The organism is Agathobaculum sp. LCP25S3_E8, assembly GCF_052117165.1.
Classification (GTDB): Bacteria; Bacillota; Clostridia; order Oscillospirales; family Butyricicoccaceae; genus Agathobaculum.
This window is the reverse complement of record NZ_JBQKJR010000009.1, coordinates 30997-57130: the sequence shown is the minus strand read 5'-3', so window position 1 is coordinate 57130 and position 26134 is coordinate 30997. Positions and strand designations below refer to the sequence as shown.

The window sequence follows — 26134 nt, the reverse complement described above, 5'->3', positions numbered from 1 at the left end:
TAAGAACGAAAAGTATGTTTTCGCAGATAGAGGCGCGGTTTTCATCAGTATCGTCTGGGAGGGTCCGTAAACCCGTTAAGCAGCCGAGAAAGGGTCTTCCGCCGAAGCCGGTTCTTGTTGCGGCAAGGCTGTGCTGGACGTTCCGGAGAATATCCCTGCGTCTGTCATCAGCAGAAATGCCGGTGGAGAGCTATTCTGTTTAGAAAGCTGTGGCCTGTCCACTCTTTCTATTATAGTATAGATCATACCGGTTTTTCAACCGGTATTTTTCTTTGTTTCCCCCAGTATGGAAAATAATCAATTTGTTAGTAAATCTTTTGGAAGGATTTGATGAAAATGAATCACTACAAGGTAGGCATCGTCGGTGCAACAGGTATGGTTGGACAGCGTTTTTCGCTTCTTTTGGAAAACCATCCTTGGTTTGAAGTGGTAGCACTCGCCGCTTCTGCACGCAACCGTGGTAAAACCTATGCCGAAGCCTGTGAGGGCCGATGGAAGATGGCTGTTCCCATGCCGGAAAAGTACAGAGATATGGTTATGTACGACGCAACAGCCGATGCTGAAGAAATCGCGTCCAAAGTTGACTTCATTTTCTGTGCTGTAGATATGAAGAAGGATGAAATTCGCGCTCTGGAAGAAAAATATGCAAAGCTGGAATGCCCGGTTTGCTCTAACAATTCCGCAAATCGCATGACGCCTGACGTACCTATGATTATCCCGGAGATTAATGCCGATCACGCTAAAATCATTCCGGCACAGCGCAAGCGTCTTGGCACCAAACGTGGTTTTATTGCCGTCAAATCTAACTGCTCTATCCAGAGCTATGTGCCGGCGCTGTCTGCACTGTTGGACTTTGAACCAACCGAAGTCGCCGTTTGCACCTATCAGGCGATTTCCGGCGCGGGCAAGACCTTTGATACTTGGCCGGAAATGGTGGATAACGTCATTCCCTACATTGGCGGAGAAGAGGAAAAGAGCGAAAAAGAGCCGATGAAGGTTTGGGGCCATATTGAAGGCGACCATATCGAACCGGCTACCTCCCCTGTCATTACTTCCCAATGTCTGCGCGTTGCCTGCTCTGACGGCCACATGGCGGCAGCATTTGTGAAATTCAAGAACAAACCATCCAAGGATGAGATGATCGCGCGCTGGCGCAGCTATAAGGGCCGTGCACAGGAATTAAATCTTCCCTCAGCGCCTGAGCATTTTCTGACCTATTTTGAAGAAGATAACCGCCCACAGACCAAGCTCGACCGCGATTTGGAAGGCGGCATGGGCATTTCGATTGGTCGCCTGCGCGAAGATGCCCTGTATGATTACAAGTTTGTCAGCCTGTCGCACAACACGCTGCGCGGCGCGGCCGGCGGTGCCGTCCTGATGGCGGAATTGCTGTGTGCCGAAGGCTATATGGATCGCTAAAGGAGGCAGCTTTTATGAAGAATCCTGTTTTTACCGGTGCCGGCGTTGCTATTATTACGCCGTTCAAGTCTACCGGCGAAGTAAACTATGAAGAGTTTGGTCGCATTATTGACTACCAAATTGAGCACGGTACAGATGCGATTATTGTTTGCGGCACAACTGGCGAATCCTCTACCCTGCATGACAAAGAGCACCGCGAAGTAGTTGCATGGTGCTGTGAATATGTCAACCACCGTATTCCCGTAATTGCAGGGGTTGGTTCGAATGACACTGACTATGCAATTCAGCTGACAAAATTCGCAAAAGAATGCGGTGCAGACGGTGGTCTTTCGGTAACCCCATATTATAATAAGACCACTCAGCGCGGTCTGATTGCACACTATACCGCAATTGCAGATAGCTGTGATTTACCGATCATTCTGTATAATGTTCCCAGCCGCACCGGAGTCTGCTTCACTGCGGATACGCTGCACGAATTATCCAAGCACCCAAACATCAATGGTCTGAAAGCTGCGTCCGGCAACTTCAGCCTCATTGCTTCTACAATGGCTAAATGCGGCGATGAGCTTAATGTCTGGTCCGGCAACGACGACCAGATCGTACCGCTCATGGCTCTTGGCGGAAAGGGTGTCATCTCCGTACTTTCCAATGTTGCACCCCAAGAAACACACGACTTAACGCAGCTCTGCCTGCAAAACCGCTATCCGGAAGCAGCAAAGATGCAATTTGCATATCATAATTTGATCGACGCGCTGTTCTGTGAGGTGAATCCTATTCCGGTTAAAAAGGCAATGGAAATTCTCGGTTGGGATGTCGGCGCGCTGCGATTGCCGCTTGTTGAGCCAACCGAAGAGCACATTGCACTGATTCGTCAGGAACTGGCCGCTGCAGGCTGCAAAATCTGAGCCGCTGATTCCATAAAGGAGTTTTAAAAAGATGTTAAAAATTGCACTTTCCGGCTGCAATGGTCGGATGGGCCGCGTCATTAGCGATATTGTAGCAAATAAAAAGGATATGGAAATCGTTGCCGGCTTTGATATCAACACGGAGAAACATGCCGAATTTCCGGTTTATGCCGATCCGTTCGAGTTCCCGGGCAAATGCGATGTCATCATTGATTTTTCCAACGCTTCAAGCACAGAGCATTTATTGGCCTATTGCGAGCAGCACAATACGCCGATTGTTATCTGCACGACCGGACACTCAACGGAGCAACTTCAGAATATTCGAGCAGCATCTGCAAAGTTTCCGGTATTCCGTTCAGGCAATATGTCCATTGGTATCAACCTGATGATGGAACTGCTCCGTAAATCCGCATCCGTACTCGGCGAAAACTACGATGTGGAAATTATCGAGAAACATCATAATCAAAAGTTAGATGCGCCATCCGGCACAGCGCTTATGCTGGCCGACGCAGTAGCTGATGCACTCCCTTATGATGCAGAATATGTCTACGATCGTCATGAGCGCCGCGCAAAGCGCCCGGCGCATGAGATCGGAATTTCCGCTATCCGGGGCGGCACAATCGTTGGTGAGCATAGCGTTCTGTTCTGCGGACGCGACGAAATCATCGAAATCAAGCACACCGCGCTCTCCCGCGAAGTGTTTGCGGTTGGGGCTGTGGATGCCGCTGCCTTTATGGCCAGCTGTAAACAGCCTGGCATATATGATATGAGCGATGTTATTGCATCTCACAGCAACTGACAAACAAACAGGCTGCACTGCTTTAGCAGTGCAGCCTGTTTGTTTTATTATCTATTGTTTGCTCTCCTGCGGTTTCACCGTTGCCAACGGATTCTTGGCAGCTGCTTCTCGCAGATTGCTGTCTTCAATATGGGTGTAAATCATTGTGGTATTGACACTGGTATGTCCCAGAATATTTTGCAGTGTGCGGATATCCACACCATTTTGATACATCAGCGTCGCAGCAGTATGCCGCAGTTTATGCGCGGAATATTTCTGCGTATCCAGTCCAGCCTCTCCCAAATGCTTTTTAACCAACCATTTCACCGTCTGCACATTGATACGATTGCGGTTTCTGCTGATAAACAACGCATTTTTATCACGCTCATGTGGGGTAAGCCGCTTGGGCAAATAGCGTTCCAGCGCCAGCTTACAGGCATCATTGAGATAAACCGTGCGCTCCTTGTTTCCCTTGCCCAGCACCCGCACCGTGTCCCCTTGGAAATCCGTTAAATTCAGTCCAACCAACTCAGAAACTCGCAAGCCACAATTCAGAAATAGAGTCAAAATACAGAAATCCCGTTCTGCGTACTCCCCTTGCACAGATTCCAGTAATCGGATACTGTCATCCGTCGTTAAATAAACCGGCAGCGTTTTGCGAATCGTCGGAGATTCCAAATTGCTGACCGGATTATGCTCGAGCACATGCCGTTTATCTGTCAGATAACGAAAAAAAGCGCGAATTGCAGACACTTTGCGTGCTCGAGACGTTCCACTCAGCCCATACTCAGTAAAAGCACTGTTCTGCTGTGTTGGCCGTTCACCAGACATATACTCCAAATAATCGTAAGCATCCGATAACGTTACCTGCTCTAAAAAAGGTATATCAATATCTTCAATTGAAATTTGTTCGAGCGGCATATCTTTCGGAACAAGTCCCTTATTGTGCTTTAGCACGCGAAAGAATAACCGCAAATCCAGATAATACTCATGTGCTGTTTTGGCTGACTTTCCTTGTATTGTCGAAATATAGGTCAAAAAATCCTTAAGTACACGCGGTGCATCCGTAGCATATTGCGACATTGGTTTTTCCATCGCGGTGCCTCCCTAGTCTTTTTACTCTTATGTATATTAATTATAGCCTATTGATTTCAAACCGTCAAACTTGCATTTTCTCTATGCAAGACGTATAATAAGTCCAATAACTCACACAGAAAGAAGGTTTGCAAAATGGAACGGCTGCACATCATCCAAGGCGATATCACCAAATGCCAAACCGATGCTATTGTAAACGCTGCAAACACGTCCCTGCTCGGTGGCGGCGGTGTAGATGGCGCAATTCATCAGGCCGCTGGACCGGAACTTTTGGCAGAATGCCGTACGCTGGGTGGTTGTCCTACAGGCGAAGCAAAAGCCACCAAAGCATACCGTCTTCCCTGTCGATATGTCATTCACACACCGGGCCCAATCTGGCGCGGCGGTGCGGTAAACGAAGATCAGCTATTAGCATCCTGCTACCGTAATTCTCTCATACAAGCCTCTATACTGGGCTGCAAAACCGTTGCATTCCCATCGATCAGTACTGGCGTTTACCATTTTCCATTGCATCGAGCAGCATGTATCGCCATCGCTACCATACTCGAATATCTGCAAGCACATAATGAAATCACCTGTGTAACCATGGTTTGTTTTGATACCACTACTTTGGCTGCATATCAACAAGCACTTGAGGAAACGGAGCAGCAGCATGGCTAAAAATCCGCATCAAAAGCTGAAACTTCTCTATTTACATCAAATCTTGCTGCAAAAAACCGATGAAAACCACAAACTAAACATGGACGATATTCTGCGTGCGCTGGCATGTTGTGGCATCGAAGCGGAGCGTAAAAGCATCTATTCAGATATCGCAGCTCTGCAAGATTTTGGACTAGACATCATTTTGCAGCGTGGCCCCGGAGGTGGTTACTATGTTGCCTCTCGAGATTTTGAACTGCCGGAACTCAAGTTGTTGGTTGATGCTATCCAGTGCTCGCGATTTATTACGCAAAAAAAATCCGATGAATTAATTCACAAAATCGAATCTCTTGCCAGCGAACCGCAAGCACGTGTTTTGCAGCGCCAGGTCTATATTGCCGACCGTATCAAAACCATGAACGAGAGTATTTATTATAACATTGATACACTTCATGCCGCCATATCAGCCGGTGTGCAGATTACCTTCCAGTATTTTGAATGGGTGCTTAATTTCAGCGTGCAGGATAGAATCCAGAAGCGATATCGTCATGATGGTGCACGATATCAAGTCAGCCCATGGGCATTGACCTGGGATGATGAAAACTATTACATGATTGCCTATGAAGCGACTTCAAACTCCATCCGCCACTATCGGGTAGACAAAATGGAGCACATCGCATTGACCGAACAACCACGCGAAGGCCAGAGCCTTTTCCACGACCGGTTCAATCCGGCAGACTATTCCCGTAAGATTTTCGGCATGTTTTCTGGTGAAGAAAAAATTGTGCGTCTGCGATGTGAAAACCGGTTTATTGGCGTACTACGTGATCGATTCGGCGCAGGACTCATGGTGCAACCCTTAGAGGATGGATATTTTGCAGTCAATGTCACGGTTGCTGTCAGCCCCCATTTCTTCTCCTGGGTTTTTGGTTTAGGAGGCGGCGTACAAATCATGGAACCGCAAGATGTGCGTCAGCAGTTTCAGCAACAGTTAAAACAACTCCTTGATTAAATCCGTTTTATTGTACTTTTCCTTTGATATACTATGTACATCAAAGGAAAGGAGAACCGCAAATGAACTGCTCGATGGAATATGTAAACGGACATATTGAGGTATATGATGAAAACGGCGAGTTTCTGTTTTCCGCCGATAATAAGCAGGAAGCGCTCAGCGAACTTGCCTCTGCCGCATGAAACAAATATACAGCAGGGCTGTGGGAAATCCCACAGCCCTGCTTTTTTATGCCCCAAATACCTGTTCGGCAAAGTGAACAGTTGCCATTGCATCGCGTGCATAACAATCTGCGCCAATAGAATCTGCATATTCCTGTGTCAACACGGCACCGCCGACTACAATTTTTGTATCCGGCTTTTCCGCCCGGAGCAATCGAATAGTCTGCTCCATGCTGACAACAGTAGTTGTCATCAATGCGCTCAACCCTACCAGTTGAATGTTCTCTTGTTTTGCTGTATGCACAATCAACGCAGGATCGACATCCTTCCCGAGGTCAATCACTTGATAACCGTAGTTTTCCAGCAACACCTTTACAATATTCTTGCCGATATCATGAATATCACCCTTTACCGTTGCAAGAATAATCTTTCCACGAGTCTGCTGCGGCGCGCCACGCATCGCGTCTTTCACTACCTCGAATGCGGCTTTTGCCGCCTCTGCACTCATCAATAACTGAGGGAGAAAAATCGTTCCTTTTTCAAAGCCCTTGCCAACGCGATCCAACGCCGGTATCAGTTCAGTATTGACAATTTCCAGCGGTTCGGTTTGTACGAGCGCCTCACGAGTCGCCTGTGCAGCGCGCTCGCTCAATCCCCTCTCTATGCTTTCGCCCAGCGTCATATCTGCGCCAGTTGATGTACCTTGCAGCACTGCTGCCGGCTGATTGCCATAGGCTGCAATATACTCGCTGCACTGTGTGTCCTGATTGGTCAGCGCAAGAAATGCACGATAGGAGCGCATCATTGTTTCTGCGTTGGGATTGATAATTGCGCAGGACAACCCGTTTTGCAGTGCCATAGTAAAGAAATTAGCGTTGATAATCTCTCTCTGCGGTAAGCCAAAAGAAATATTGGATACACCTAAGATGGTATGCCCGCCCAACTCATCTCGAATCCGTCGCAAAGTTTCCAGCGTGACAAGTGCCGATCTGCTATCTGACGAAATCGTCATCGCAAGCCCATCAATTACAATATCATCACGCGAAATACCGTATACTTCCGCTGTTTCATAAATTTTTCGGGCGATTTGCACCCGACCTTCCGCTGTGTCCGGAATGCCGTTCTCATCCAGTGCCAGTCCTACAACCACACCTCCATATTTCTGTACCAACGGAAATACAGCCCGCATGCTCTCCATTTTACCGCTAACCGAATTAATCATGGGTTTGCCATTATACAACCGCATCCCACGCTCCATCGCTTCCGTATTGGAGGTATCGATTTGCAACGGGAGTGCCAGCACACTTTGCAGGCGAGACACGACCGACTCCATCATCTTCGGCTCATCAATTTCAGGAAGACCGACATTTACGTCCAAAATATGTGCGCCGCTGTCTTCCTGTGTGAGACCTTCAGTCAGAATATATTCAATGTTATTGTCGCGCAAGGCCGCTTTGAATTTGCTCTTGCCCGTTGGGTTGATCCGTTCACCGATAATCACTGGCTTTTTCCCGATCTCTACTGCCTGCGAAAAGGATGAAACAACCGAACGATGCTTCTGAACAACCGGCATTATAGGTTTGTTTTTGCAATTCGCGATCATGCGATGAATATGATCGGGCGTCGTACCGCAGCAGCCGCCTAACACCTGTACACCCATATCCGCGATTTCTGCCATAAGTTGTGCAAATGTATCCGCGTCAATATCAAAAACGGTTTTTCCATTCTCACTGCGCGGCAAACCAGCATTCGGATTGACAATAATCGGCAACGAGCTAACCTGCGTCAATCGCTGCACGATCGGCTTCATCTGCTCCGGTCCCAACCCGCAGTTGACGCCCAGTGCATCTACACGCAAGCCCTCCAGCATCGCCACCACCGAGTCCACTGTGCCGCCGGTCAGCATCTTACCATTTTCATCAAAAATCATTGTGACGAATATCGGAAGGTCACAGTTCTCCTTGGCTGCCAGCACAGCGGCTTTCGCCTCATAGCTGTCGCTCATGGTCTCAATCAGGACCAGATCTGCCCCCGCTGCCGCACCGATGCGGATCACTTCACCAAACAGCTCGACTGCACGCTCGAAAGGCAAATCTCCCATCGGCTGAAGGAGGCGGCCAGTCGGTCCAATATCAAGCGCAATGAAAGCATCACTCCGACCAGACAATGCCCGCGCTTTTTTGGCATGCAGAACAGCTGCTTCCACAATCTCCCGTAAATTATCCGGATATTTCAGCGCATTGGCACCAAAGGTGTTGGTATTGATAATATCACTTCCGGCCTCCAAATAGCCGCAGTGCAACGCCACAATCTCCTCAGGATGCGTCAAATTCCATGTTTCCGGTAATTCTCCCGCAGCAAGACCATGTTCTTGCAAAATTGTGCCGGTACCGCCGTCAAAAAATAGCCATTCCCGGCCCAGCTTTTCTTTTATATTCATCGTTATCTCCTAAACGCACAATCGTTTTTTTCACATTCCTCGCAACCTTTTCGATGACAGGGCTGTCGTGAATTAGACAGACCAATCACTGCCGTTACAGACTTAATCGGCACGAGCAAACAGCTTTCGGTAACCGTTAACCCTATTTTTCTTGGTGTGTCCAGCAGACGGCTAAAATCCCGCTGATGTTCAATTTGGAAATCCCCATATCCAGGACTGAAACGCGGGCGGCAATACAACCCGACCCGCTCCGCTTCCTGCCGCAATGTGTCATTGACCTCATCACAATAGGCCTCGATCATAGCTGCCGCAACCGCCTGATATATGACCGCATCGCTCATCCGCACCGCACTAGCACGAGAAATTAAACGATCCACACCAATCCCCAGCGTTGCTGCCATCAAATAAACACTGGTACAGCCTTTAAGCGTACGGGATAGGTTTTTACTGCGAATAAATATATCTGCTAATTTGAGTGTGCCTTCCACTGGATGATCCAGTGGAAACGCCTGAAAAACCGATTTGGGTGCTACCACGTTCTGTAGCTCCTCTGCACATCGGTCAAGGCTCTGCTGCACAGCCTCATCCGGCTGCACATTATTGCGATATCCCAAGTATCGCAGTGCTTCGCTGCGTTCAAATTCAATCATTTGAGTATCTCCGACAGACTGGCCTGAATACCAGCTGCAACTTCCGGCTTGTTCATCGAATAGACATGAATATGATTAACACCATTTGCAATCAGATCGATAATCTGCTCGGTTGCATAAATGACACCGGCCTGCTTCATCGCCTCCGGATTCTCACCGAAGCGATCAACGATTGCCTTGAAGCGTTCGGGCAGATAGGTTCCCGACATCGAAGTGATACGCTTAATCTGCTTGACATTGGTTACCGGCATGATTCCTGCAATGACCGGCACGGTAATCCCTTTTTCACGAATGCGATACAGAAAATTATACAGAATATTGTTGTCAAAAAACATCTGTGTGGTCAGAAACTCGCATCCAGCATCCACTTTTTCCTTCAAATGCAGAATATCCTCCGTTTTGTTGGCTGCTTCCACATGTCCTTCGGGATAACATGCGCCGCCAACGCAAAAGTCTCCCTGTGATTTGATATCCCGCACCAACTCTGCAGCATAATGATACTCATTTTCCGGTGCCCCACCTGCCGGAATATCACCGCGCAGCGCAAGCACATTTTCTATGCCATGCTGCTTGAACTTCTCCAGCATAGCGGATACATGCTGCCTTGTAGATGAGACACATGTCAAATGTGTAAGTACATTCACGCCATATTGCGCATGAAGATCTGCCGCAATCTGAACCGTATGTTCACTGGTACCACCGCCGGCGCCATAAGTAACGCTCATAAAATCCGGGTGCAGCGCTGCAATTTCCTGCGTTGCTCGTGCAACCGATTCATAGCTGCTGCTTGTCTTTGGCGGGAATACTTCAAATGACAGCGTGACTTTATCTTGCTTCAAAATATCTGAAATCTTCATAGCGCATATCTCCTGCATTGCTTTTTCAATTAGTATATCACAATTCCTACCTTTATTTCCAGACTTAAATACGCTATAATAAATTTAAACGGAGGGATAAAATTGACGGGTATGCTGAAAAACTGCAAATTGTGTCCACGTGCATGCGGTGCGGATCGCACGCGAACACGCGGCCTATGCGGTGCCAACGACCAGATCGAAGCCGCGCGCGCCAGTCTGCACCTATGGGAAGAACCACCAATTTCCGGCGAACACGGTTCCGGTACAGTATTTTTTTCACACTGCTCTCTCGGATGTGTGTTCTGCCAAAACCGTGGGATCAGTCGGCGAGATGGTTTTGGAAAGCCACTCTCCTCCGAAGAGTTGGCACAAACCTTTCTATCCCTCGCGCAACAGGGCGCGCACAACATCAATCTCGTGACCGGCGTGCATTATGTGCCGCAAATCATCCAAGCATTATCGCTTGCCCGCAGCAGAGGACTACATCTTCCCGTCGTATATAATTCCAGCGGCTACGAATGCTCGGAAACACTTCGTCTACTGGAAGGATATGTAGACATCTATTTGCCCGACTATAAATATTACAGCAGCTATTATGCTTCCCGCTATTCTCATGCCGAGGATTATCGTGAGATTGCGGTTGCAGCCATCACTGAAATGCTTCGTCAAACAGGCGCACCACAGTTTGACGATAACGGACTATTAATCCGGGGAACGATTATTCGTCATCTAATGCTGCCGGGCCTTTCCAACGACACTGCACAAGTACTACGAGACATCGCCACCCGTTTTGGCGATACCGCATTGGTGAGTCTGATGCGTCAATATACGCCCTTTGACATGCAGGATTGGCCCGAACTAAACCGAACTATTACAGACAGCGAATACGCAGATGCCTGTGAACTGTTTCGCTCTCTTGGGCTGGGTGGTTTCTTCCAGCATTCAGAATCTATTAGTAAAAGTTTTATTCCCGCATTTGACGGCTTTGGATTGGAGGATTGTAAATCATGAAAACCGTTCTTTCGATTGCCGGAACCGATCCGACCGGCGGCGCAGGAATTCAAGCAGATCTGAAAACGATTGAAGCGCACGGTCTTTTTGGAATGAGCGTGATAACAGTTGTGATTGCCCAAAACACCACCGGAGTTTTCGGAATGCAGCCAATTTCCGCTTCTTTAGTAGAGAAGCAGATTGACTGTGTATTTGACGATATACGTCCGGATGCAGTCAAGTTGGGCATGCTCTATAATGCAGAAATCATTCACGCAACCGCGAAACGACTGCATGCACATCATGCACAGAATATCGTTCTTGATCCTGTCATGATGTCCTCTAGCGGTCATAATCTTCTTCGACCAGATGCCGCGAAGGCTCTTATCGAGGAAATATTTCCGCTTTGCACACTTATCACACCCAATTTAGCGGAAGCGGCAGCGCTTTCCGGCTCTTATATCTCAACAAAAGTGCAGATGGAACAGGCTGCGAGGCAAATTGCAGAAAAAACAAGCAGTGCAGTGCTTGTCAAAGGCGGGCATTTATCAGATTGTGCAGATGACCTATTATTCGCTGAGGACCAAATGCATTGGCTTCCGGCTACCCGTATTAACAATCCCAACACCCATGGTACAGGCTGTACACTTTCATCTGCTATCGCCTGCGGACTGGCACAAGGTATCTCACTGACTGGCAGCGTTAAACGTGCAAAACGTTATCTGACCGCTTGTATCCAATATGGCCTTGATTTGGGACACGGCTCCGGTCCCTTACAGCACAAAGTAAAATGGGAATAATATTCATACGTTCGTAACCAACGCGCTATAAAAAAAGTCCGGCTAACGCCGGACTTTTTCGTTGTATCTTTTTATCCAAAAATCTGTGGCCGCACCGTTTGGCACACAAGTGACCACATTCAGAATATACGTTGGTATGGCGCCGCAGAACTCTTTCGTTCTGCGGCGTCTCTTCCGCTGTCCTTAAGAGGCAAGAATTATACGAATCTTACCGCCATCTTCAGCAGACTTGTTTGCATACAGTCGGAAAGAAGTATAGTTAGCCCTTGCGTTTTGCAAAGACACAAACTCGTTCCGCGCAGAAACATACACGCCAACATTGCTCGCCAATGCATAATACCCATCCTTTGTTCTCACACCGGATGAACCGTCAAATGCTGCAAGATCAACCGTATCTATCAATTCCAGCTTCTGCGTTGCAAGCGAAGAGTTTACCACATTTTCGTTTATGGAGTAGCCTTTTGGTATGCCAACCGGAACACCACTTGATACCCCGTCCAGTGCCAGCACTCGATAAACTTCTTCAGCACTGCCAGAACCATCCCAATATTTCAGTCTGACAAAATATGTTTTCGAATCATCATCTACACGGTTTTCGCCATTGGCAATGCCATACATCCAACTTTCGCCCGTAACATCACCAAGTATGATATTCGTCACGGTACCAGCACTATCCGTAACCGTATAGCGAATTTGACTGGAAGCCACTGTTGCTGACACAATATCTGAAGTTTTAATTGCGTTCAGTGGTGCACCGGTCAAGACTTCTTCATACACCTTAACATTAGAAGAAACCGTACGGTCGCCCAACTTGCCGTCAGCAATCGACCATGCACCAGATACTTTACCGCTGAGAGATTTAACACTCAAAGATGCCTTGCCATCAGAGGATTGCGCAACCACAACTGCACGGCCAAGCATGCTGCTTAGTTCATCAGCATCGACAGCAATATCCCGTAATGTAAGGCCATTAAACAACGCAACAGTTGCCGTGGCACCATCCTTAACATTTGTAACAATGCCCTGCATATCTGCACTTACATCACGTTTCGGATAGGCTGCTACAACATTTCCTTCCGTATCAAACAAAAGCGTAATGTAATCCTTCAGTTTAATGTTTGCAAAAGTCGCCGCTGCGCCATCTGAAATAGAATAATTTTTTCCGTACATGGTAACCGTTTGGGGATAGCTAAACGTAGGCGTACCATTTTGATATTGACCGCTGAGTTTCATATCCGAGACAAGCGCTTGCTTGTTCACCGTATCCAACGTAATCACATCGTATTTTTTTAATCTGGTTCGATCAACTACGGTTCCGTTCTTAACAATTTGATATTCATCCGGGATATTCACAGAAGTAGCAACGCCATAGACAAACGAGTTGCCGCCGGATGCGGATACACGAGGCAGAACGGCCATCAATTCCAGAGAACCATACTCATTATAGTAGCAATTCAAGGTGTCCCCTACTTGAATCGTAGACCACATTTCTGCAAATGTTCCCAGCTTTCTGCCTTCTCTGGACACATACACATTGGTGTCTCGATTGGGGTGTAAGGTTTGCAGATCGGTTTCAATGCCATTGGCCGATACATCGGTTACCGAATACGTTTCCACCTTATTACTATTGGGGATGATTCCTACAGCAGCCTTTTCGCCTTCCTTACTGATCACAATCGTGCCACATACACCAATCATGCTCTTATCTAAGGTTCCCGCGGTTTTTCTCGGTGTTTCACTCACCGCCCCACCTTCATAGAAAATAGCCTCATTTGCTGCAAGCGAACTGTCTGTATCACTGGTTTCCAGTAAAATACTGTCCTTGATCGTTGCAGAAGCAACACGCTCCAGCAGCAGGCCACCGTCATTTCCTTTTACCTCTGCTCCTAATGTGTTAAGCAGCATGATCGCTGCATCCGATCGCTTCACCGATGCCTTATCATCCGATAATGACACACCTTTGGTCAATCCAAGCGACCGCGCACGCGCAATATAATCGTCAGGCCAGAACGGTCCGACATCGGCTTCCTTGTATCCAAGCATGCGCAGCAACATAGTGCACACTTCACCATAAGTTACAATTTTATCCGGTCCAAACGTACCATCCGCATATCCACGGATGATTGCCTGCTCCTTCAGGTCCGGATGCCGAACCGCAGCATTGATATACTGCGCTGCCCAGTGTGTTTTTTTTACATCCGGAAAAATTGTATAACTGCCATAAGCGCTGACATCCGAAAAGCCCATTGCAGTCACCGCTAGTTTGCAGAACTGAGCACGTGTCAGTGAACTGTCTGGGTCAAAACGATTATTACCTACCCCCTGCATGATGCCAAGTGCATCAAGGACAGAAGCTGTCTGCGCCAGTTTGCCATCAGAAATATCAGTGAATGCAGCAGACACAGGAGAAAAAACAAATAAAATAACCAAAAGAATGCTTATAATTTTTCTTTTCAAGGTCGCTCACCTCGCTTTATTGCGTACGCAGCGCATCAACCGGCTGCAAATTAGAAGCTTTATTCGCAGGATAAAGCCCGAAAATGATACCTATCAATGCAGAAAACAAAAACGCGCCAAGGATCAATCCGAATGACGGTAAAACCGTAAACTGTTCTATGGTAGGCATATAACTGCTTGACATCTGCTGCATCAATAGCAGATTACCCAAAATAGCGGATAAAAAGCATCCCAACACAATGCCAATAATGCCGCCAAAGCATGACACAACTGCCGCTTCCACCAAGAATTGTCCAATAATATCGCGCTTTCGTGCGCCAATTGCCATACGAATGCCAATTTCCCGCGTTCGTTCCGTCACAGAAACCAGCATAATGTTCATGATACCAATGCCGCCTACCAGCAGAGAAATGCCGGCGATACCGCCGCCAAGCAGCGCAAACATATTCGCTGAAGCCTCAGACTGTTCCTGCCACTGGCTGTTTGAATATGCACTGAAATATCCTCCGTTGGACTCGCAGCGGCCCTGCATAAAACCAGGCAGCAGAGTATCCGTCAATTCTGAGATATCATCCTTACTCGCCGCCTTAATAACATATTGCTTATCCGACATGCCGCTCATGCTCATCATGCTGTTCTGCAATGTGTAGGGGAATACAATCAACTGGTCTTCTGTGTTAAGTTTTCCTTCATACTTTCCGGCATAGACGCCTATCACTTCAAAGCTTTTACCGCCGATTCTCAGTTTTTGTCCCAGCGGGCTCATGGCTCCGAAAAAATATTTTTGCAGCGTTTCACCGATAACACAGACACGTGCCCTGCTTTCGCAATCGTCTTTGGAAAGGTCACGTCCGATGGAAATGCTCCGGCTTGTAACCTCTCCATAATCCTGATTGCCAAAATACATATAAGTCATACCATTTTCGTTGGTCAGCTTTTGGCGACGATATTGGATACCATCGCTCTGCCAATCATAATATTGGCTTTGCGGTGACCATGCAACCACTTTATCTGCAAGATCTGTATCCAGATACTCTTCAAAGTCCTGCCAGTCCCGGCTTTTGGCCCCATAGCCATATACATCAATACGGTTCACACCCATCGCTTCATATTGCAAACGCTGCAATTTAGTACCGCCTTGGATATAAGCAACAATCGCAATAACTGAAGCCACGCCGATAATAATACCGAGCATCGTCAAAATGGAGCGAACCTTGTTATTCATAATAGACTTAAACGCCATTCGGACGGTTTGAAGCCAATTCATACATCCAATCCTCCTTTCGAGGGAGCATCGGAAATGATATGTCCATCTTGAATTGTGACAATCCGCTTTGCCATTTGTGCCAGATGATTATCATGTGTAATCAGGATAATCGATGTTCCCTGCGCATTTAATGTAGAAAGCTGACGCATGATTTCCAGACCCGATGCAGAATCCAAGTTGCCTGTCGGCTCGTCAGCCATGATAATAGGTGGATTGGCCGCAACCGCACGTGCAATAGCAACGCGCTGTTGCTGTCCGCCAGACATTTCTCCCGGTCGATGATCCATTCGCTTTTCCAGACCAACAGAAATGAGTGCATCAGTGGCCAATTGTCTGCGTTCTTCTCTGCTCATACCGCGATAAATCAGAGGTAACTCAACGTTTTCCAGAGCAGTAAGTGCTGGAATTAAATTGAAACCTTGAAAGATGAAACCGATTTCCCGGTTTCGAATACCGGAAAGCACAGATGGTTTCATATCACTGACCGCTTGACCATTTAAATAATATGTACCATAAGTCGGAATATCCAAGCATCCCAGAATATTCATCAAAGTCGATTTTCCTGAGCCGGATTGTCCCAAGATACAGAGAAATTCTCCCCATTTCACCTTCAACGAAATATTATCCAAAGCGCGGACTTCATTTTCCCGACCTTCATTATAAATTTTACTCATTTGCCGAACATCGATCAACAGATCAATTGCTGCCGCTCCCTGCTCTGCAACATCCGGCTGAGGCGCTTTTTTCCAAAACATAGCGCCCTCCTTACCCAACGGCCATAACAGCGCCGCCGGACTCCATATTCATATCAGCATACATATCCTGCGGCCCTGCAAGGAACACCGTAGTTCCCTCGTCAATACCCCAAAGGATTTCCGTATTAGTAGAATCCGCAATACCTACCTCTACCGGCACTAGTACAAAGCCTTCAGGTATACCCTCTGTTCCCTCCGGAATCGGCAAAGTTTCGCTAAACGGAATTTCTTCACCGTTTTCATCAGTAAGAGGCTTGGCAAAAACCGCAGTGCCGCTGTCTGTATTTACAATGGCACGCGACGGTACCATGAGACAATCCATGGACGATGCCGTTGTGATTTTAAAGTCCACCATCATACCGCTGTAAATAGATTGCCCTTCAATGGGGTCGATTGCAATAACGGCACGGAAAGTCGGCATACTGCCCTGTCCACCACCGCTGCTGTCCTGTGTCGGTTCCAGTGCGACAGAATCCACTGTACCGGTCAAAGTTAACTGAGAACCATCATAATTAGACATGCTCATCGTTGCCGATTGACCAGGCTGCACAGCACCTACATCCGTCGACAGAATATCGGCGTTGACAACAATATCATTGAGATCTGCCACTACTATCAATGCATCCGTGCCACTTACATCTTGATCCGCTACCGCATTAACACTGACCACAACACCGTCAATAGGCGATTCAATCGTAGCATTTTGAATCAATTTTTTCAGCTCTGTAATCCGATCCTGCTTATCCTTAACCAGCTTCTGCGCTGTAGTAACACCGTTTTTCGCTGTGGTAACACCGTTTTGTGCACTTTTCACTTCATCTTGCGCCGAGTCACTGGTCAGGCGCATAATTGTGGCGCCACTGCTATAGCTGTAATAATCAATTCCATTGACCGCACTGATCTCACCGCTGACTTGTGCAGTGACAGCTTCTTCCCGGCTATACTCCAGCGTACCGGATTCCGCAGGATATACCGTTCCCGCATTGCCGGCAGAAATTGTTGCCGTCGCCACCATGCCTTTGGTCAAGGTTCCCGGATTCTGCATAGAAACTACAACACGGAACATCTTAACGCCGTCTGCAGAAATTTTTTCAGATTTTTCTACAGAAGAAACCGTGCCGGATATTTCACTCATCGCAGAAGGAATAGAGACAGTAGCAGACTGTCCGCTTTGAATATCATTCATATATGCAGAGCTGAAGTACAGCGAAAGAGTCATCTTACTGTCGTCCACCATATGGCCGATGACCTCCCCTTCGCTGATCTGCTGACCAACACGATATGTTGTCGTATTCCCTTCAGAATCCGACACGGGGATAATTTTACCGGTAAACGGCGCAGTAACATTCAATTTGCTCAGCTTCTTCTGCGCAGCATTTAATGTATTTTGAGCCTGTGTCACCTCGGACTGCGCAGCGGTGACCGAACGTTGGGCCTCTGCCAATTCATTCTGTGCGGTTTCTAATTCCTGACGGGTTTCCGTCGGATTCACCACAATCAGTTTATCACCCTTCTTGACCTCATCGCCCACTTCAACCAGAACGTCGGTTACCTTACCTTTTAAATCTCGGCCAAGCTCCTCACGTTTTTTTGCTGCCGTGACACCGCTGCCCTCAATATAGGTTTCCAACATGCCACGGGTGGCCTCAGCTGTTGTTTCCCCTTGCAATTCAGTACCTGTATTGCGGGTTTTCCATACCAAAAAGATGCCGGCAGCAAGCAGCAAAACGATTGCTGCTATACCAATACCAATACGCACCCCTCTGCTAAGACGACTTTTCTTTTTATTCATCTTATCAGCATATTTATTACGCTTCGGTACAGCTGGGTTTTCTCCTTCTGCCTTACTCTCTGTTGACGGGGCCGCTACCTTACCGCCTGGTTTGGCGACATGCGCACCGCCTTTTGAAACCGGCTGAGACTTCTGCTTATTTTCTTCGCTCATAACAGTGTTCCTTTCTTTTCTCTATCCTAAATTGTACACATGGAAATTTTGCACAGAGTTCCTATTCAACATCTGCCCTTTTCGGCAACCATCTATGATTCCATAAAGCATTTGAAAAAAGAATACACCTTTTCCGGTAATTCCTCCAATGCACCGTCATTGACGAAAATGCCATCATATGTATAATTTTTGACACCATCATCCGATCGGTTTCCCAGAGTACCACGGGTCTGTTCCAGCACTGGTCTTTGCACCAAAACAGTCTTGCAGTCCCCACTGACCGCTTCGCGGAAGCGCATAATTGCTTCCGGCTCCCGAATGTGAACAAATAAGATTTCCGCATCACTTTGCACGAAATCCTGATATTGCTCCATACAATACCGGAATGGCAGATCATTAAATTCTGTGCATATTTCCTTGAGCTGGGACAAAAAACGTCTAGCTTCCGGCGTTTTAATCCCATCCCATCCTGCTGAACGTGCTACTTGAAGAATCGGAGTGATCGAGGATATGTTTTTCACCTTCCAAAAAGCAGCTGCCATTTCACAAATCGTATCTTTTCCGACACCGCCGCTGCCATTGATTACAAACACATGCTGATGCATTACGCCGTTCCTCCAACGCACATTTTAACTAATATAGTTTATCATAAGATATAACACGTTGCAAGCAGTGGAATCATAGAATCCATTCAGAAACAGCCCGCCAAAACCTGGCGGGCTGTAAACCTATCACTTTTCTGTTTTTGGATCTGTAATAACTTCTTTGAACGAAGTGGCCAAACCAGCAAGAGCTTGAATTTCACTGGGAATAATGATTTTGGTGGACTTGCCGTCTGCCGCTGCGCTGAATGCTTCCAACGATTTCAACTTGATAACCTGCTCAGACGGTGCGGCATCATTCAGCATTGCAATAGAGTCTGCCAGCGCCTTTTGCACGGTCAACAATGCTTCCGCTTCGCCTTCCGCCTCCTTTATCTTAGCCAAACGATTGGCTTCCGCCGCAAGAACGGTTGCTTCCTTTTCACCTTCCGCAACCAGAATTGCGGACTGCTTTTTGCCTTCCGCAACCAGAATGGATTCACGACGCTCGCGCTCTGCTTTCATCTGCTTTTCCATAGATTCCTGAATCGCAGCCGGCGGAATGATATTTTTCAGTTCCACGCGATTTACCTTGATACCCCATGCATCCGTCGCTTCATCCAAAATAGAGCGCATCTTAGTATTGATGATATCACGGCTGGTCAGCGTCTGGTCCAGTTCCAAATCGCCGATAATATTTCGAAGCGTAGTAGCTGTCAAATTTTCGATTGCAGCCATCGGACTTTCGATGCCGTACGTGAACAATTTGGGGTCGGTAATCTGAAAATATACGACTGTATCAATCTGCATCGTGACATTATCTTTCGTGATAACCGGCTGCGGCGGGAAGTCCACAACCTGCTCTTTCAAAGTTACTCTGCGGGCAACCCTTTCAAAAAGCGGTACTTTGATGTGCAGACCGGTATTCCATGTGCACTTATAGGTTCCCAAGCGCTCTACAATATATGCTTTTGCCTGCGGAACAATCACAATATTACTTGCCAAGAAAGCAATCAGCAAAATCGCCAAAACAATCCAAAGTCCATAAATTAAATACGGCATACTATTCTCCTTTACTCTACAGAATCTTATCCTACCTTTTGCACCATGGCCTTTACACCACGGATTGCAACAACTTTTACTGCCACGCCTTCCTCAATGATAGAATCATCAATGCTGCGCGCTGTCCAGATTGAGCCCAAGATTTTAACTGCACCAGTTTCATGAACATTGTCAATCTGTTCTGTTACAATTGCTGTTTCACCAATGATACGATCTGCATTAGTGGGCTCATTTTTTGTTTTTAAAAATTTTCGGCAAAACGGACGAACCAATGCAAGTAATGCCGCGGAAAACAAAACAAATATAACCAGTTGGGAGGAGACTTCCAGCGAGAGGCTGGCTGCAATCAATGCGGCAACGCCGCCAACAGCAAACCATATGGCAGATAAATCCAATGTAAAAGCTTCCACAGCAACGCATATGATGATGACAGCCATCCAGATATAAAGGCTGTTAATTCCGAACAGCATCTATTGATCCCTCCTTTGAAAACAGTATAGCATGAACCTGTCAAATTGTACAGTAAAACCATTATCACCAGACAAACTATGCACGATTCCTGTTAATAATTCTCCCATCATAACACTACAATTTCCGTCGCATCAGACCAATAATACGGAACTACAAATTGCAAAAACGGTGAATCCCCCAAAGGAGATTCACCGTACTGCGTTAGGCTGCTTTCATGGCACCCTCAAAATTTTGCAAGGCATAATTGCTCTAAGCATCTTTACCTCTGTCAAAATTTATAGCGAATAACGTCTTTATATTCCTGATACAGCTTTTGATTCAGTTCATCACCGCCATCCAGATTTGCACTATAAAATATCGGAGGCTTTTTCATTCCCGAATCCACCAGCTTTTGGGTCAGCTCTGCTACAATCGAGTTGAGCATTGTCGCACCAATTACGGTTGATGTGGGCGAAACCTTCTGCTCTATGCCGCTAATTTCCACGCATGCATCACCGACATCACCGTGATTATCCAGTATGATATCTGCCAGCTCGAATAGCCTTTTACCGGAAGCATGGCGAGATGGAACCGACTTGGAGTAGGAAAGATTTGTAACCGCGATTACATAAGTTCCCTTTTCTTTTGCTTCTGCCGCAATTTCTATGGCCACAGGATTGCGCCCGGATACAGAGTGTGCAATGAGTACATCACCCGGGTGGAAATCTGCTTTGTTTTGTGCAAGCGCGTTCCCATAGCCATGGCAGCGTTCCATCTGGCTGGTCAGCGTTATCGGGCTGGAATCCAGCATAAGTTCTCTCCCAAAAATGGGATTGAAGAGCATTAATCCGCCAGCACGATAGTACAATTCCTCACTTAAGATACCTGCATGGCTGGCACCAAAAGTATAAATGGTGGCTTTGCGTTGAATGCAATCGAAAAGCATATCAACCGCCTTTTGCATATTTGCTGCTTCTTTCGTCTCAATAATGTCAAGAAGCTCGTAGATACGCTTTATGTACTTGAAACCCATCGTATCGCACCTTTCGTTTACGCATGTATTGTGGACAAGACAGGTTTAAACGAGCAGGCGTGCAACCAGTCCTTCGATCATTCCCCACAAAGAGAAATCCTGTCCGCCATATACCAGCATCCACTGTTGAATGGTATTGTTAAAGAAGTATGCACCAAAGCCTACCAGGAATACCATGATAACGCCGGAAACTGCCGCACCAATGACACATCCACGTATACCGCCAGTGGCATTACCTACAATGGCAGCACATCCGATTTCAAAGAAACATGTAGACACCAGCGGAATAACAACGGTTGGGAACATACCTGCAGTGAGCAGAATGGTAATAATGGACGAGACCATGGCAACCAAAAATCCAATGACCAGTGCATTGGGCGCATACGGGAAAATAACAGGAACATCAAGAGCCGGAATTGCATTGGGCACAAACTTGTCTGCAATGCCCTTGAATGCAGGGACAATCTCCGCAATCAACATACGCACGCCCTGAAGCATAATGGTAATACCAACACCAAAGTAAATAGCATGGGTGAAAATATATGTAAAGATACCAGTAGTACCATCCGCATATCCCCATACCTGTGCAGGATCATAACCATTAGCCACCAGAAGACCATACATGACGATATATGTAACAGCAATAGCAAAGGAACCGGTGATGGAGATTTCTCTCAAAAATCCAAGAGATGCAGGAATCTTAAGATCCTCGGTAGAGTGATCCTTATTTCCAACTACCTTACCGAGGAGACCGGAAATAACGGACAAGCAGGTAGTGGGGTGGCCAATCGTGAACGAATCATCCCCGGTCACCGCCTTGACGAAGGGACGCATGAGGTTGGGCGAAACCACCATGTATACGGCTGTGAATACAGCAGCCAGAATAATCAGCTTGCCACCGGTGAGCCCGGCATCTACACCAGCCGCAATAAATACATACGGGAACCAGTACAGCATGTGTCCGGTCAGGAATACAGATTTCCAACGTGTAAAACGAGCCACCAGAAGATTGATTGCAAATGCTACAATCATAACAATGCCGATTTCAGTACCATACAGCGTGCCAATGTCCACTGTTTTGGATTCTACTGCTTGTGGCATAATGGTGTTAAAAGCGGTAGATATTCCGTCGATAGAACTGCCCGTGATAAGCCCTGTGCCGGTAGAAAGGATAAAGAAATCAACCGCAGTCATCACGGTTCCTCGGATGATCTCAGAAAAAGATTTCTTTTGCAGGATTAGTCCAATACATGCAATCAAAGCAATAAAGATAGCACCTTGGCCAAAAATCTCATTGATAATAAAATTTAAGACTCCCATAATGTCCTTCCTTCCCGATTCAACTATTCAAGTGTCTGGAAATACGCGAGTGTCTTTTCTTCAACTTCTTTTTTATCCATGAAGTTGTTGAAAACAACAACGGGCACCTTAGCGCGTCCCTCAATTCGCTGCGCGAGCTCCTTAGAGATGAAGATAACATCGCAGTCATTGGCGCAGCAAGTTGCCACGTCTCCGCAGAATGCCTCGATTTCAACATTGTTTTTCTTGGCAATGGCTTCCACGTTCATGCGCAGCATGAGAGAAGATCCGCAGCCGTAACCGCACACGGCCTGAATTTTAGGTTTTTTCATGTAGTTTACCTCCCTTTGTTCTACAGTTAGTCTATTCCTGAAATAAAGAATACAGTTCTTCTTTATTTTTACAGGCTGCAATTTTTTCAACACTGCCGCTGCCCATCAGTGTTTCGGCAATGCCTTGAAGTCGGTCGATGTGAGAAGTGTGATCGGTGCATGCCAGACACATAACCACCGAAACAGGCCCGTTTTCTCTGCCAAAATCAACAGGTTTGACAAAAGTGGCAATGGAAATATCTGAATGAAGCACAGAGGCTCCCGGTGAAGCATGCGCCAGAGCAAAACCAGGCATTAACACAATGTAGGGGCCGAATTTCTCGACGCTTTGAATCATTTGCTGAACATACTCTTCCGTGATAGAGTGGCATTTGACAAGAGGCGCTGCCGAAGTACGTATTGCTTCCTGCCAGTTGGAGGCTGATTGCCCAATTAGGATGTTATCTAAAGATATGTTGGCTGACATAGGGTTCTCCTTCCGCATTGCGTTAATCATGTAATTCTAAAATATCTTGAATTGTAATATGTGTCTCTTTCAATTGTCGCAAATTATGCTCTTTGCCCAGAATGTATGCGAGATTAATCAATTCGCTGTCTTCCTTGCGGTTTTTGATTCCCAGCACCACCACTGCACATACCCGTTTTCTATCAAAGTTTCCGAAAATGACTGGTCTTTTCAAAAGAAGCAGCGCAGCACAGTTTCTTCGTATTCCATCATTTACCCCTGCGTGAACATAAGCAATTTCTGGTGTAAGAACCATATAGGTTCCATAATTATTTACTGCGTTTATCATCTCATCAACATATCGCTGTTCAATGTATCCACGTTTCAGCAAAGGCGCGGAGGCTATTTTGATAGCCTCATTCCATGAATTACATTTATCAAGAACTTGTATGTTTTCGGGCAGAATATAGTTGCCGACGCAATGTCTATCCATCTGAGAGGAATAAGACTTGAGGAAAGTAGAACACATAAGAGAGTAGGAATCGTGATACAATTTCTGACGTATTCGCTCCAAGTCTTTTTCGGGTAACAACGGATCTACCACAATTACAGGAAGACGTTCGTGAGAAAAGTCATTAGCAGATATAATTAAATCAATTTTGTTGGTTTGCAAATATTTTTCTACTGCATCCAAAGAACATGGCCCCCATACATTGCAGTCGGGAAATGCCTGCTCAAGTCGGAGCTTTAATACTGCGCTTGCAGCCAGACCATAGGAACAGACAATCAATACGTCTAAGGATACATTTGTTTTGATGCTTGTCTCATAGATAGAGGTCAAGTACATGGCGATATACGCGATCTCACTTTCATCAAAGGCGATTCCATACTTGTCTTTTATTTTACACATTTCTTCTGAGGTAAACTCAAACATCAAAGAAACCGATAATTTAATTTCGTTCAACAGTTCATTGTGTATGTGAATTTGGTTACGAGTACGGTAAATAGCTGCTCTAAGATGAACCGTAAGTCCATCAATCATCTCCCGAAGGGCATCTTGCTCAATGGGATGCACCTTGGCAAGCGACGAAATCAATTCCTGAGAAATCATTTGAGCTTCATCGGGAATGCTTGCAGCCGATGTAGACTGACTGGTTCTTTCGGACTGAATCAGGGAACAAATAAAATATTGTTCAGACTGAGGAACGAAGTATTTTGCAATCACTTTTTTGAGTTCAGAGTCATCTTTATATACCCAGTCCGTTCTCAGTGAATGTCCGCTGTTAATACGACTTAAGGTATAGGAAAGAATGAGTTGGACACGGTTATAGTCAATGAACTGTATTTTCTTTAATTCCTGAATCTCATTGATGATTTGAGAAGCAGTATGAAAATAGGGCTGAAGAGATGAATGTTTTGAAAAAATCTTATAGATTTCTTCTTTGCACAACTGCATGCCCAGCAACTCCAAAAACTGAAACCGAATACATTTTTCCTCACCCTGTAGCTGCAACCCTTTGCCCGGAACCTTTTCAATCGTAAGAGTATGTTTGCTCAGTCTTTGCTCCAATGTCTCAAACTGATTAATAACAGTTTGTCTACTGACAAGGCAGACATCTGCTAATTCCTGAAACGTTGTTGTCTCATTAAGAAGCAACAAGGCAATGGATAGATTTTCCCGTTCCTGTTTCCCATAGAATCTGGTATCGGCAGTTTGCAGGAGTTTGTTCAGCGTCTGCCTTTCTTGATGAGGACAATCAAGGAGAATACCCTTGCCTGGCTTTCGTGTCAGAGAGAGATTGGCTTGCTTTCCCATTCTGCCGCAGGAATGGCAGTACACCGTTTCCGCTGACAAGGGAAAGCAATTCAAAATCTTAAAAGAGCTTATGCACCGCGCAGACGTTTCCGACGTGGTGAACGCCTGCGACGCAGGACGCGAGGGAGAACTCATTTTCCGTTTTGTCTATGAAGTTGCCGGGTGTAAAAAGCCCATGCGCCGCCTTTGGATTTCCTCAATGGAAGAAAGCGCAATCAAGGCGGGCTTTGCTTCCCTCAAAGACGGACGGGAGTATGAACACCTCTATTCTTCTGCACTTTGCCGCGCAAAAGCAGACTGGATAATCGGTATCAATGCCACCCGCCTGTTTTCCTGTCTGTACGGTAAGACCCTAAACGTGGGGCGCGTGCAGACACCGACCTTAAAAATGTTGGTTGACCGGGACGCAGCCATTACCACATTCAAGAAAGAAAAATACTACCATGTGCGCCTTATGCTCTCCGGCGCGGAAGCCGTAAGCGAACGATTTTCCAACCGTTCCGAAGCCGATACCTTGAAAACTGCTTGCGAAGCTGCACAGGCGGTTTGTGTTTCCATTACCAACGAAAAGAAAACCGCTGCACCCCCGAAACTCTTTGACCTTACCAGTTTACAGCGGGAAGCCAACCGTATTTTCGGCTATACCGCAAAACAGACCCTTGACCTTGCACAAGCCCTGTATGAAAAGAAACTTTTGACTTATCCGAGAACGGACAGCGCATATCTGACCGACGACATGGGCGATACGGCGGCGGACATTATCAAGCTGCTTTGCGAAAAGTTTTCCTTTATGGCAGGCGCGGCGTTTTCGCCGGACGTGAAAAAGCTCTTGAACAGCAAAAAGGTATCAGACCACCACGCAATCATACCCACAATGGAGCTTGCAAAGACCGACCTTGCCGCACTTCCCGAAAGTGAAAGAAATATCCCCGATGAACGGGAAACA

The 26134-nt window shown here is 46.6% G+C and carries 23 protein-coding genes, 1 pseudogene and 1 riboswitch; of the genes and pseudogenes, 8 read left to right on the top strand and 16 right to left on the bottom strand.

The annotated features are described in order from the left end of the window. The first annotated feature begins 19 nt into the window (after positions 1 to 19). A riboswitch (Lysine riboswitch) is annotated at positions 20 to 201 on the top strand. Between the two features lie 135 nt (positions 202 to 336). The 3 genes from asd to dapB are packed head-to-tail and all read left to right on the top strand — an operon-like array spanning position 337 to position 3123. Then, complete coding sequence (asd, locus tag ACTQ34_RS05375) at positions 337 to 1419, top strand: aspartate-semialdehyde dehydrogenase (protein WP_441362857.1); 1083 nt, start codon at positions 337 to 339, stop codon at positions 1417 to 1419. Between the two features lie 14 nt (positions 1420 to 1433). Further along, positions 1434 to 2324 (top strand): 4-hydroxy-tetrahydrodipicolinate synthase, encoded by an 891-nt coding sequence (gene dapA / locus ACTQ34_RS05370; RefSeq protein ID WP_441362856.1) that lies wholly within the window; start codon positions 1434 to 1436, stop codon positions 2322 to 2324. Between the two features lie 31 nt (positions 2325 to 2355). After that, on the top strand, positions 2356 to 3123 hold the full coding sequence (gene dapB, locus ACTQ34_RS05365; protein WP_441362855.1) for a 4-hydroxy-tetrahydrodipicolinate reductase: 768 nt from the start codon (positions 2356 to 2358) through the stop codon (positions 3121 to 3123). A 51-nt stretch (positions 3124 to 3174) separates the two neighbouring features. Here the strand turns inward: dapB and ACTQ34_RS05360 are convergent, their stop codons facing one another. Continuing rightward, on the bottom strand, positions 3175 to 4197 hold the full coding sequence (locus ACTQ34_RS05360) for a tyrosine recombinase XerC (RefSeq protein WP_441362854.1): 1023 nt from the start codon (positions 4195 to 4197) through the stop codon (positions 3175 to 3177). A 135-nt stretch (positions 4198 to 4332) separates the two neighbouring features. Here ACTQ34_RS05360 and ACTQ34_RS05355 point away from each other — a divergent pair, with 135 nt between their 5' ends. Next, on the top strand, positions 4333 to 4857 hold the full coding sequence (locus tag ACTQ34_RS05355; RefSeq protein ID WP_441362853.1) for an O-acetyl-ADP-ribose deacetylase: 525 nt from the start codon (positions 4333 to 4335) through the stop codon (positions 4855 to 4857). Continuing rightward, positions 4850 to 5848: a helix-turn-helix transcriptional regulator gene (locus ACTQ34_RS05350; protein ID WP_441362852.1), complete on the top strand. Its 999-nt coding sequence runs from the start codon at positions 4850 to 4852 to the stop codon at positions 5846 to 5848. The genes ACTQ34_RS05355 and ACTQ34_RS05350 overlap by 8 nt, the downstream gene beginning before the upstream one ends. Before the next feature lie 228 nt (positions 5849 to 6076). Here the strand turns inward: ACTQ34_RS05350 and ACTQ34_RS05345 are convergent, their stop codons facing one another. The 3 genes from ACTQ34_RS05345 to metF are packed head-to-tail and all read right to left on the bottom strand — an operon-like array spanning position 6077 to position 9956. Next, positions 6077 to 8449: a homocysteine S-methyltransferase family protein gene (locus tag ACTQ34_RS05345; protein WP_441362851.1), complete on the bottom strand. Its 2373-nt coding sequence runs from the start codon at positions 8447 to 8449 to the stop codon at positions 6077 to 6079. Positions 8450 to 8451: 2 nt separating this feature from the next. After that, on the bottom strand, positions 8452 to 9099 hold the full coding sequence (locus ACTQ34_RS05340) for a vitamin B12 dependent-methionine synthase activation domain-containing protein (protein WP_441362850.1): 648 nt from the start codon (positions 9097 to 9099) through the stop codon (positions 8452 to 8454). Further along, complete coding sequence (gene metF / locus ACTQ34_RS05335; RefSeq protein WP_441362849.1) at positions 9096 to 9956, bottom strand: methylenetetrahydrofolate reductase [NAD(P)H]; 861 nt, start codon at positions 9954 to 9956, stop codon at positions 9096 to 9098. Before metF ends, ACTQ34_RS05340 begins: the two co-directional genes overlap by 4 nt. A gap of 111 nt (positions 9957 to 10067) precedes the next feature. Here metF and ACTQ34_RS05330 point away from each other — a divergent pair, with 111 nt between their 5' ends. Further along, on the top strand, positions 10068 to 10967 hold the full coding sequence (locus tag ACTQ34_RS05330; RefSeq protein WP_441362875.1) for a radical SAM protein: 900 nt from the start codon (positions 10068 to 10070) through the stop codon (positions 10965 to 10967). Further along, entirely contained in the window at positions 10964 to 11746 is a 783-nt protein-coding gene (thiD, locus tag ACTQ34_RS05325; protein ID WP_441362848.1) for a bifunctional hydroxymethylpyrimidine kinase/phosphomethylpyrimidine kinase, read from the top strand. The genes ACTQ34_RS05330 and thiD overlap by 4 nt, the downstream gene beginning before the upstream one ends. Positions 11747 to 11929: 183 nt before the next feature. Here thiD and ACTQ34_RS05320 read toward each other — a convergent pair whose 3' ends face one another. The 12 genes from ACTQ34_RS05320 to ACTQ34_RS05265 form a co-directional block, all read right to left on the bottom strand. Beyond that, positions 11930 to 14203, bottom strand: coding sequence for an S-layer homology domain-containing protein (locus ACTQ34_RS05320; protein ID WP_441362847.1), 2274 nt, complete (start codon positions 14201 to 14203; stop codon positions 11930 to 11932). 16 nt (positions 14204 to 14219) lie between these two features. Further along, complete coding sequence (locus tag ACTQ34_RS05315; RefSeq protein ID WP_441362846.1) at positions 14220 to 15428, bottom strand: ABC transporter permease; 1209 nt, start codon at positions 15426 to 15428, stop codon at positions 14220 to 14222. Between the two features lie 38 nt (positions 15429 to 15466). Further along, a complete protein-coding gene (locus tag ACTQ34_RS05310) occupies positions 15467 to 16225 on the bottom strand; it encodes an ABC transporter ATP-binding protein (RefSeq protein ID WP_441362845.1) in 759 nt (252 codons plus the stop codon). Between the two features lie 10 nt (positions 16226 to 16235). Further along, a complete protein-coding gene (locus tag ACTQ34_RS05305) occupies positions 16236 to 18170 on the bottom strand; it encodes an HlyD family efflux transporter periplasmic adaptor subunit (protein ID WP_441362844.1) in 1935 nt (644 codons plus the stop codon). A gap of 92 nt (positions 18171 to 18262) precedes the next feature. Beyond that, positions 18263 to 18775, bottom strand: coding sequence for a hypothetical protein (locus tag ACTQ34_RS05300; protein WP_441362843.1), 513 nt, complete (start codon positions 18773 to 18775; stop codon positions 18263 to 18265). A 126-nt stretch (positions 18776 to 18901) separates the two neighbouring features. Then, on the bottom strand, positions 18902 to 19813 hold the full coding sequence (locus tag ACTQ34_RS05295; protein ID WP_441362842.1) for an SPFH domain-containing protein: 912 nt from the start codon (positions 19811 to 19813) through the stop codon (positions 18902 to 18904). Between the two features lie 26 nt (positions 19814 to 19839). Beyond that, entirely contained in the window at positions 19840 to 20283 is a 444-nt protein-coding gene (locus ACTQ34_RS05290) for an NfeD family protein (RefSeq protein WP_441362841.1), read from the bottom strand. Between the two features lie 269 nt (positions 20284 to 20552). Further along, positions 20553 to 21296: an SIS domain-containing protein gene (locus ACTQ34_RS05285; protein ID WP_441362840.1), complete on the bottom strand. Its 744-nt coding sequence runs from the start codon at positions 21294 to 21296 to the stop codon at positions 20553 to 20555. A 45-nt stretch (positions 21297 to 21341) separates the two neighbouring features. Then, on the bottom strand, positions 21342 to 22616 hold the full coding sequence (locus ACTQ34_RS05280) for a PTS ascorbate transporter subunit IIC (RefSeq protein ID WP_441362839.1): 1275 nt from the start codon (positions 22614 to 22616) through the stop codon (positions 21342 to 21344). A gap of 23 nt (positions 22617 to 22639) precedes the next feature. Further along, positions 22640 to 22927, bottom strand: coding sequence for a PTS sugar transporter subunit IIB (locus tag ACTQ34_RS05275; protein ID WP_373162944.1), 288 nt, complete (start codon positions 22925 to 22927; stop codon positions 22640 to 22642). 31 nt (positions 22928 to 22958) lie between these two features. Then, positions 22959 to 23393 (bottom strand): PTS sugar transporter subunit IIA, encoded by a 435-nt coding sequence (locus tag ACTQ34_RS05270; RefSeq protein ID WP_441362838.1) that lies wholly within the window; start codon positions 23391 to 23393, stop codon positions 22959 to 22961. Between the two features lie 22 nt (positions 23394 to 23415). Further along, positions 23416 to 25188, bottom strand: coding sequence for a BglG family transcription antiterminator (locus ACTQ34_RS05265; RefSeq protein WP_441362837.1), 1773 nt, complete (start codon positions 25186 to 25188; stop codon positions 23416 to 23418). On the opposite strand from ACTQ34_RS05265, the pseudogene ACTQ34_RS05260 reads away from it, so the two are divergent. Further along, positions 25184 to 26116 (top strand): annotated as a pseudogene (locus tag ACTQ34_RS05260) (DNA topoisomerase); the annotation flags it as partial. The gene ACTQ34_RS05265 and the pseudogene ACTQ34_RS05260 sit on opposite strands and share 5 nt — an antisense overlap. Between the last annotated feature and the right edge of the window lie 18 nt (positions 26117 to 26134).

What these genes read in the sequence shown, in the direction of transcription:
- ACTQ34_RS05300 (WP_441362843.1), bottom strand. Translation starts at nt 18,775, where the DNA reads ATGCATCAGCATGTGTTTGTAATCAATGGCAGCGGCGGTGTCGGAAAA.
- ACTQ34_RS05295 (WP_441362842.1), bottom strand. Translation starts at nt 19,813, where the DNA reads ATGCCGTATTTAATTTATGGACTTTGGATTGTTTTGGCGATTTTGCTG.
- ACTQ34_RS05360 (WP_441362854.1), bottom strand. Translation starts at nt 4,197, where the DNA reads ATGGAAAAACCAATGTCGCAATATGCTACGGATGCACCGCGTGTACTT.
- ACTQ34_RS05330 (WP_441362875.1), top strand. Translation starts at nt 10,068, where the DNA reads ATGCTGAAAAACTGCAAATTGTGTCCACGTGCATGCGGTGCGGATCGC.
- ACTQ34_RS05350 (WP_441362852.1), top strand. Translation starts at nt 4,850, where the DNA reads ATGGCTAAAAATCCGCATCAAAAGCTGAAACTTCTCTATTTACATCAA.
- ACTQ34_RS05340 (WP_441362850.1), bottom strand. Translation starts at nt 9,099, where the DNA reads ATGATTGAATTTGAACGCAGCGAAGCACTGCGATACTTGGGATATCGC.
- ACTQ34_RS05310 (WP_441362845.1), bottom strand. Translation starts at nt 16,225, where the DNA reads ATGTTTTGGAAAAAAGCGCCTCAGCCGGATGTTGCAGAGCAGGGAGCG.
- ACTQ34_RS05290 (WP_441362841.1), bottom strand. Translation starts at nt 20,283, where the DNA reads ATGCTGTTCGGAATTAACAGCCTTTATATCTGGATGGCTGTCATCATC.
- ACTQ34_RS05270 (WP_441362838.1), bottom strand. Translation starts at nt 23,393, where the DNA reads ATGTCAGCCAACATATCTTTAGATAACATCCTAATTGGGCAATCAGCC.
- ACTQ34_RS05305 (WP_441362844.1), bottom strand. Translation starts at nt 18,170, where the DNA reads ATGAGCGAAGAAAATAAGCAGAAGTCTCAGCCGGTTTCAAAAGGCGGT.
- ACTQ34_RS05355 (WP_441362853.1), top strand. Translation starts at nt 4,333, where the DNA reads ATGGAACGGCTGCACATCATCCAAGGCGATATCACCAAATGCCAAACC.
- ACTQ34_RS05280 (WP_441362839.1), bottom strand. Translation starts at nt 22,616, where the DNA reads ATGGGAGTCTTAAATTTTATTATCAATGAGATTTTTGGCCAAGGTGCT.
- ACTQ34_RS05275 (WP_373162944.1), bottom strand. Translation starts at nt 22,927, where the DNA reads ATGAAAAAACCTAAAATTCAGGCCGTGTGCGGTTACGGCTGCGGATCT.
- dapA (WP_441362856.1), top strand. Translation starts at nt 1,434, where the DNA reads ATGAAGAATCCTGTTTTTACCGGTGCCGGCGTTGCTATTATTACGCCG.
- ACTQ34_RS05345 (WP_441362851.1), bottom strand. Translation starts at nt 8,449, where the DNA reads ATGAATATAAAAGAAAAGCTGGGCCGGGAATGGCTATTTTTTGACGGC.
- dapB (WP_441362855.1), top strand. Translation starts at nt 2,356, where the DNA reads ATGTTAAAAATTGCACTTTCCGGCTGCAATGGTCGGATGGGCCGCGTC.
- ACTQ34_RS05265 (WP_441362837.1), bottom strand. Translation starts at nt 25,188, where the DNA reads ATGGGAAAGCAAGCCAATCTCTCTCTGACACGAAAGCCAGGCAAGGGT.
- ACTQ34_RS05285 (WP_441362840.1), bottom strand. Translation starts at nt 21,296, where the DNA reads ATGGGTTTCAAGTACATAAAGCGTATCTACGAGCTTCTTGACATTATT.
- metF (WP_441362849.1), bottom strand. Translation starts at nt 9,956, where the DNA reads ATGAAGATTTCAGATATTTTGAAGCAAGATAAAGTCACGCTGTCATTT.
- asd (WP_441362857.1), top strand. Translation starts at nt 337, where the DNA reads ATGAATCACTACAAGGTAGGCATCGTCGGTGCAACAGGTATGGTTGGA.
- ACTQ34_RS05315 (WP_441362846.1), bottom strand. Translation starts at nt 15,428, where the DNA reads ATGAATAACAAGGTTCGCTCCATTTTGACGATGCTCGGTATTATTATC.
- thiD (WP_441362848.1), top strand. Translation starts at nt 10,964, where the DNA reads ATGAAAACCGTTCTTTCGATTGCCGGAACCGATCCGACCGGCGGCGCA.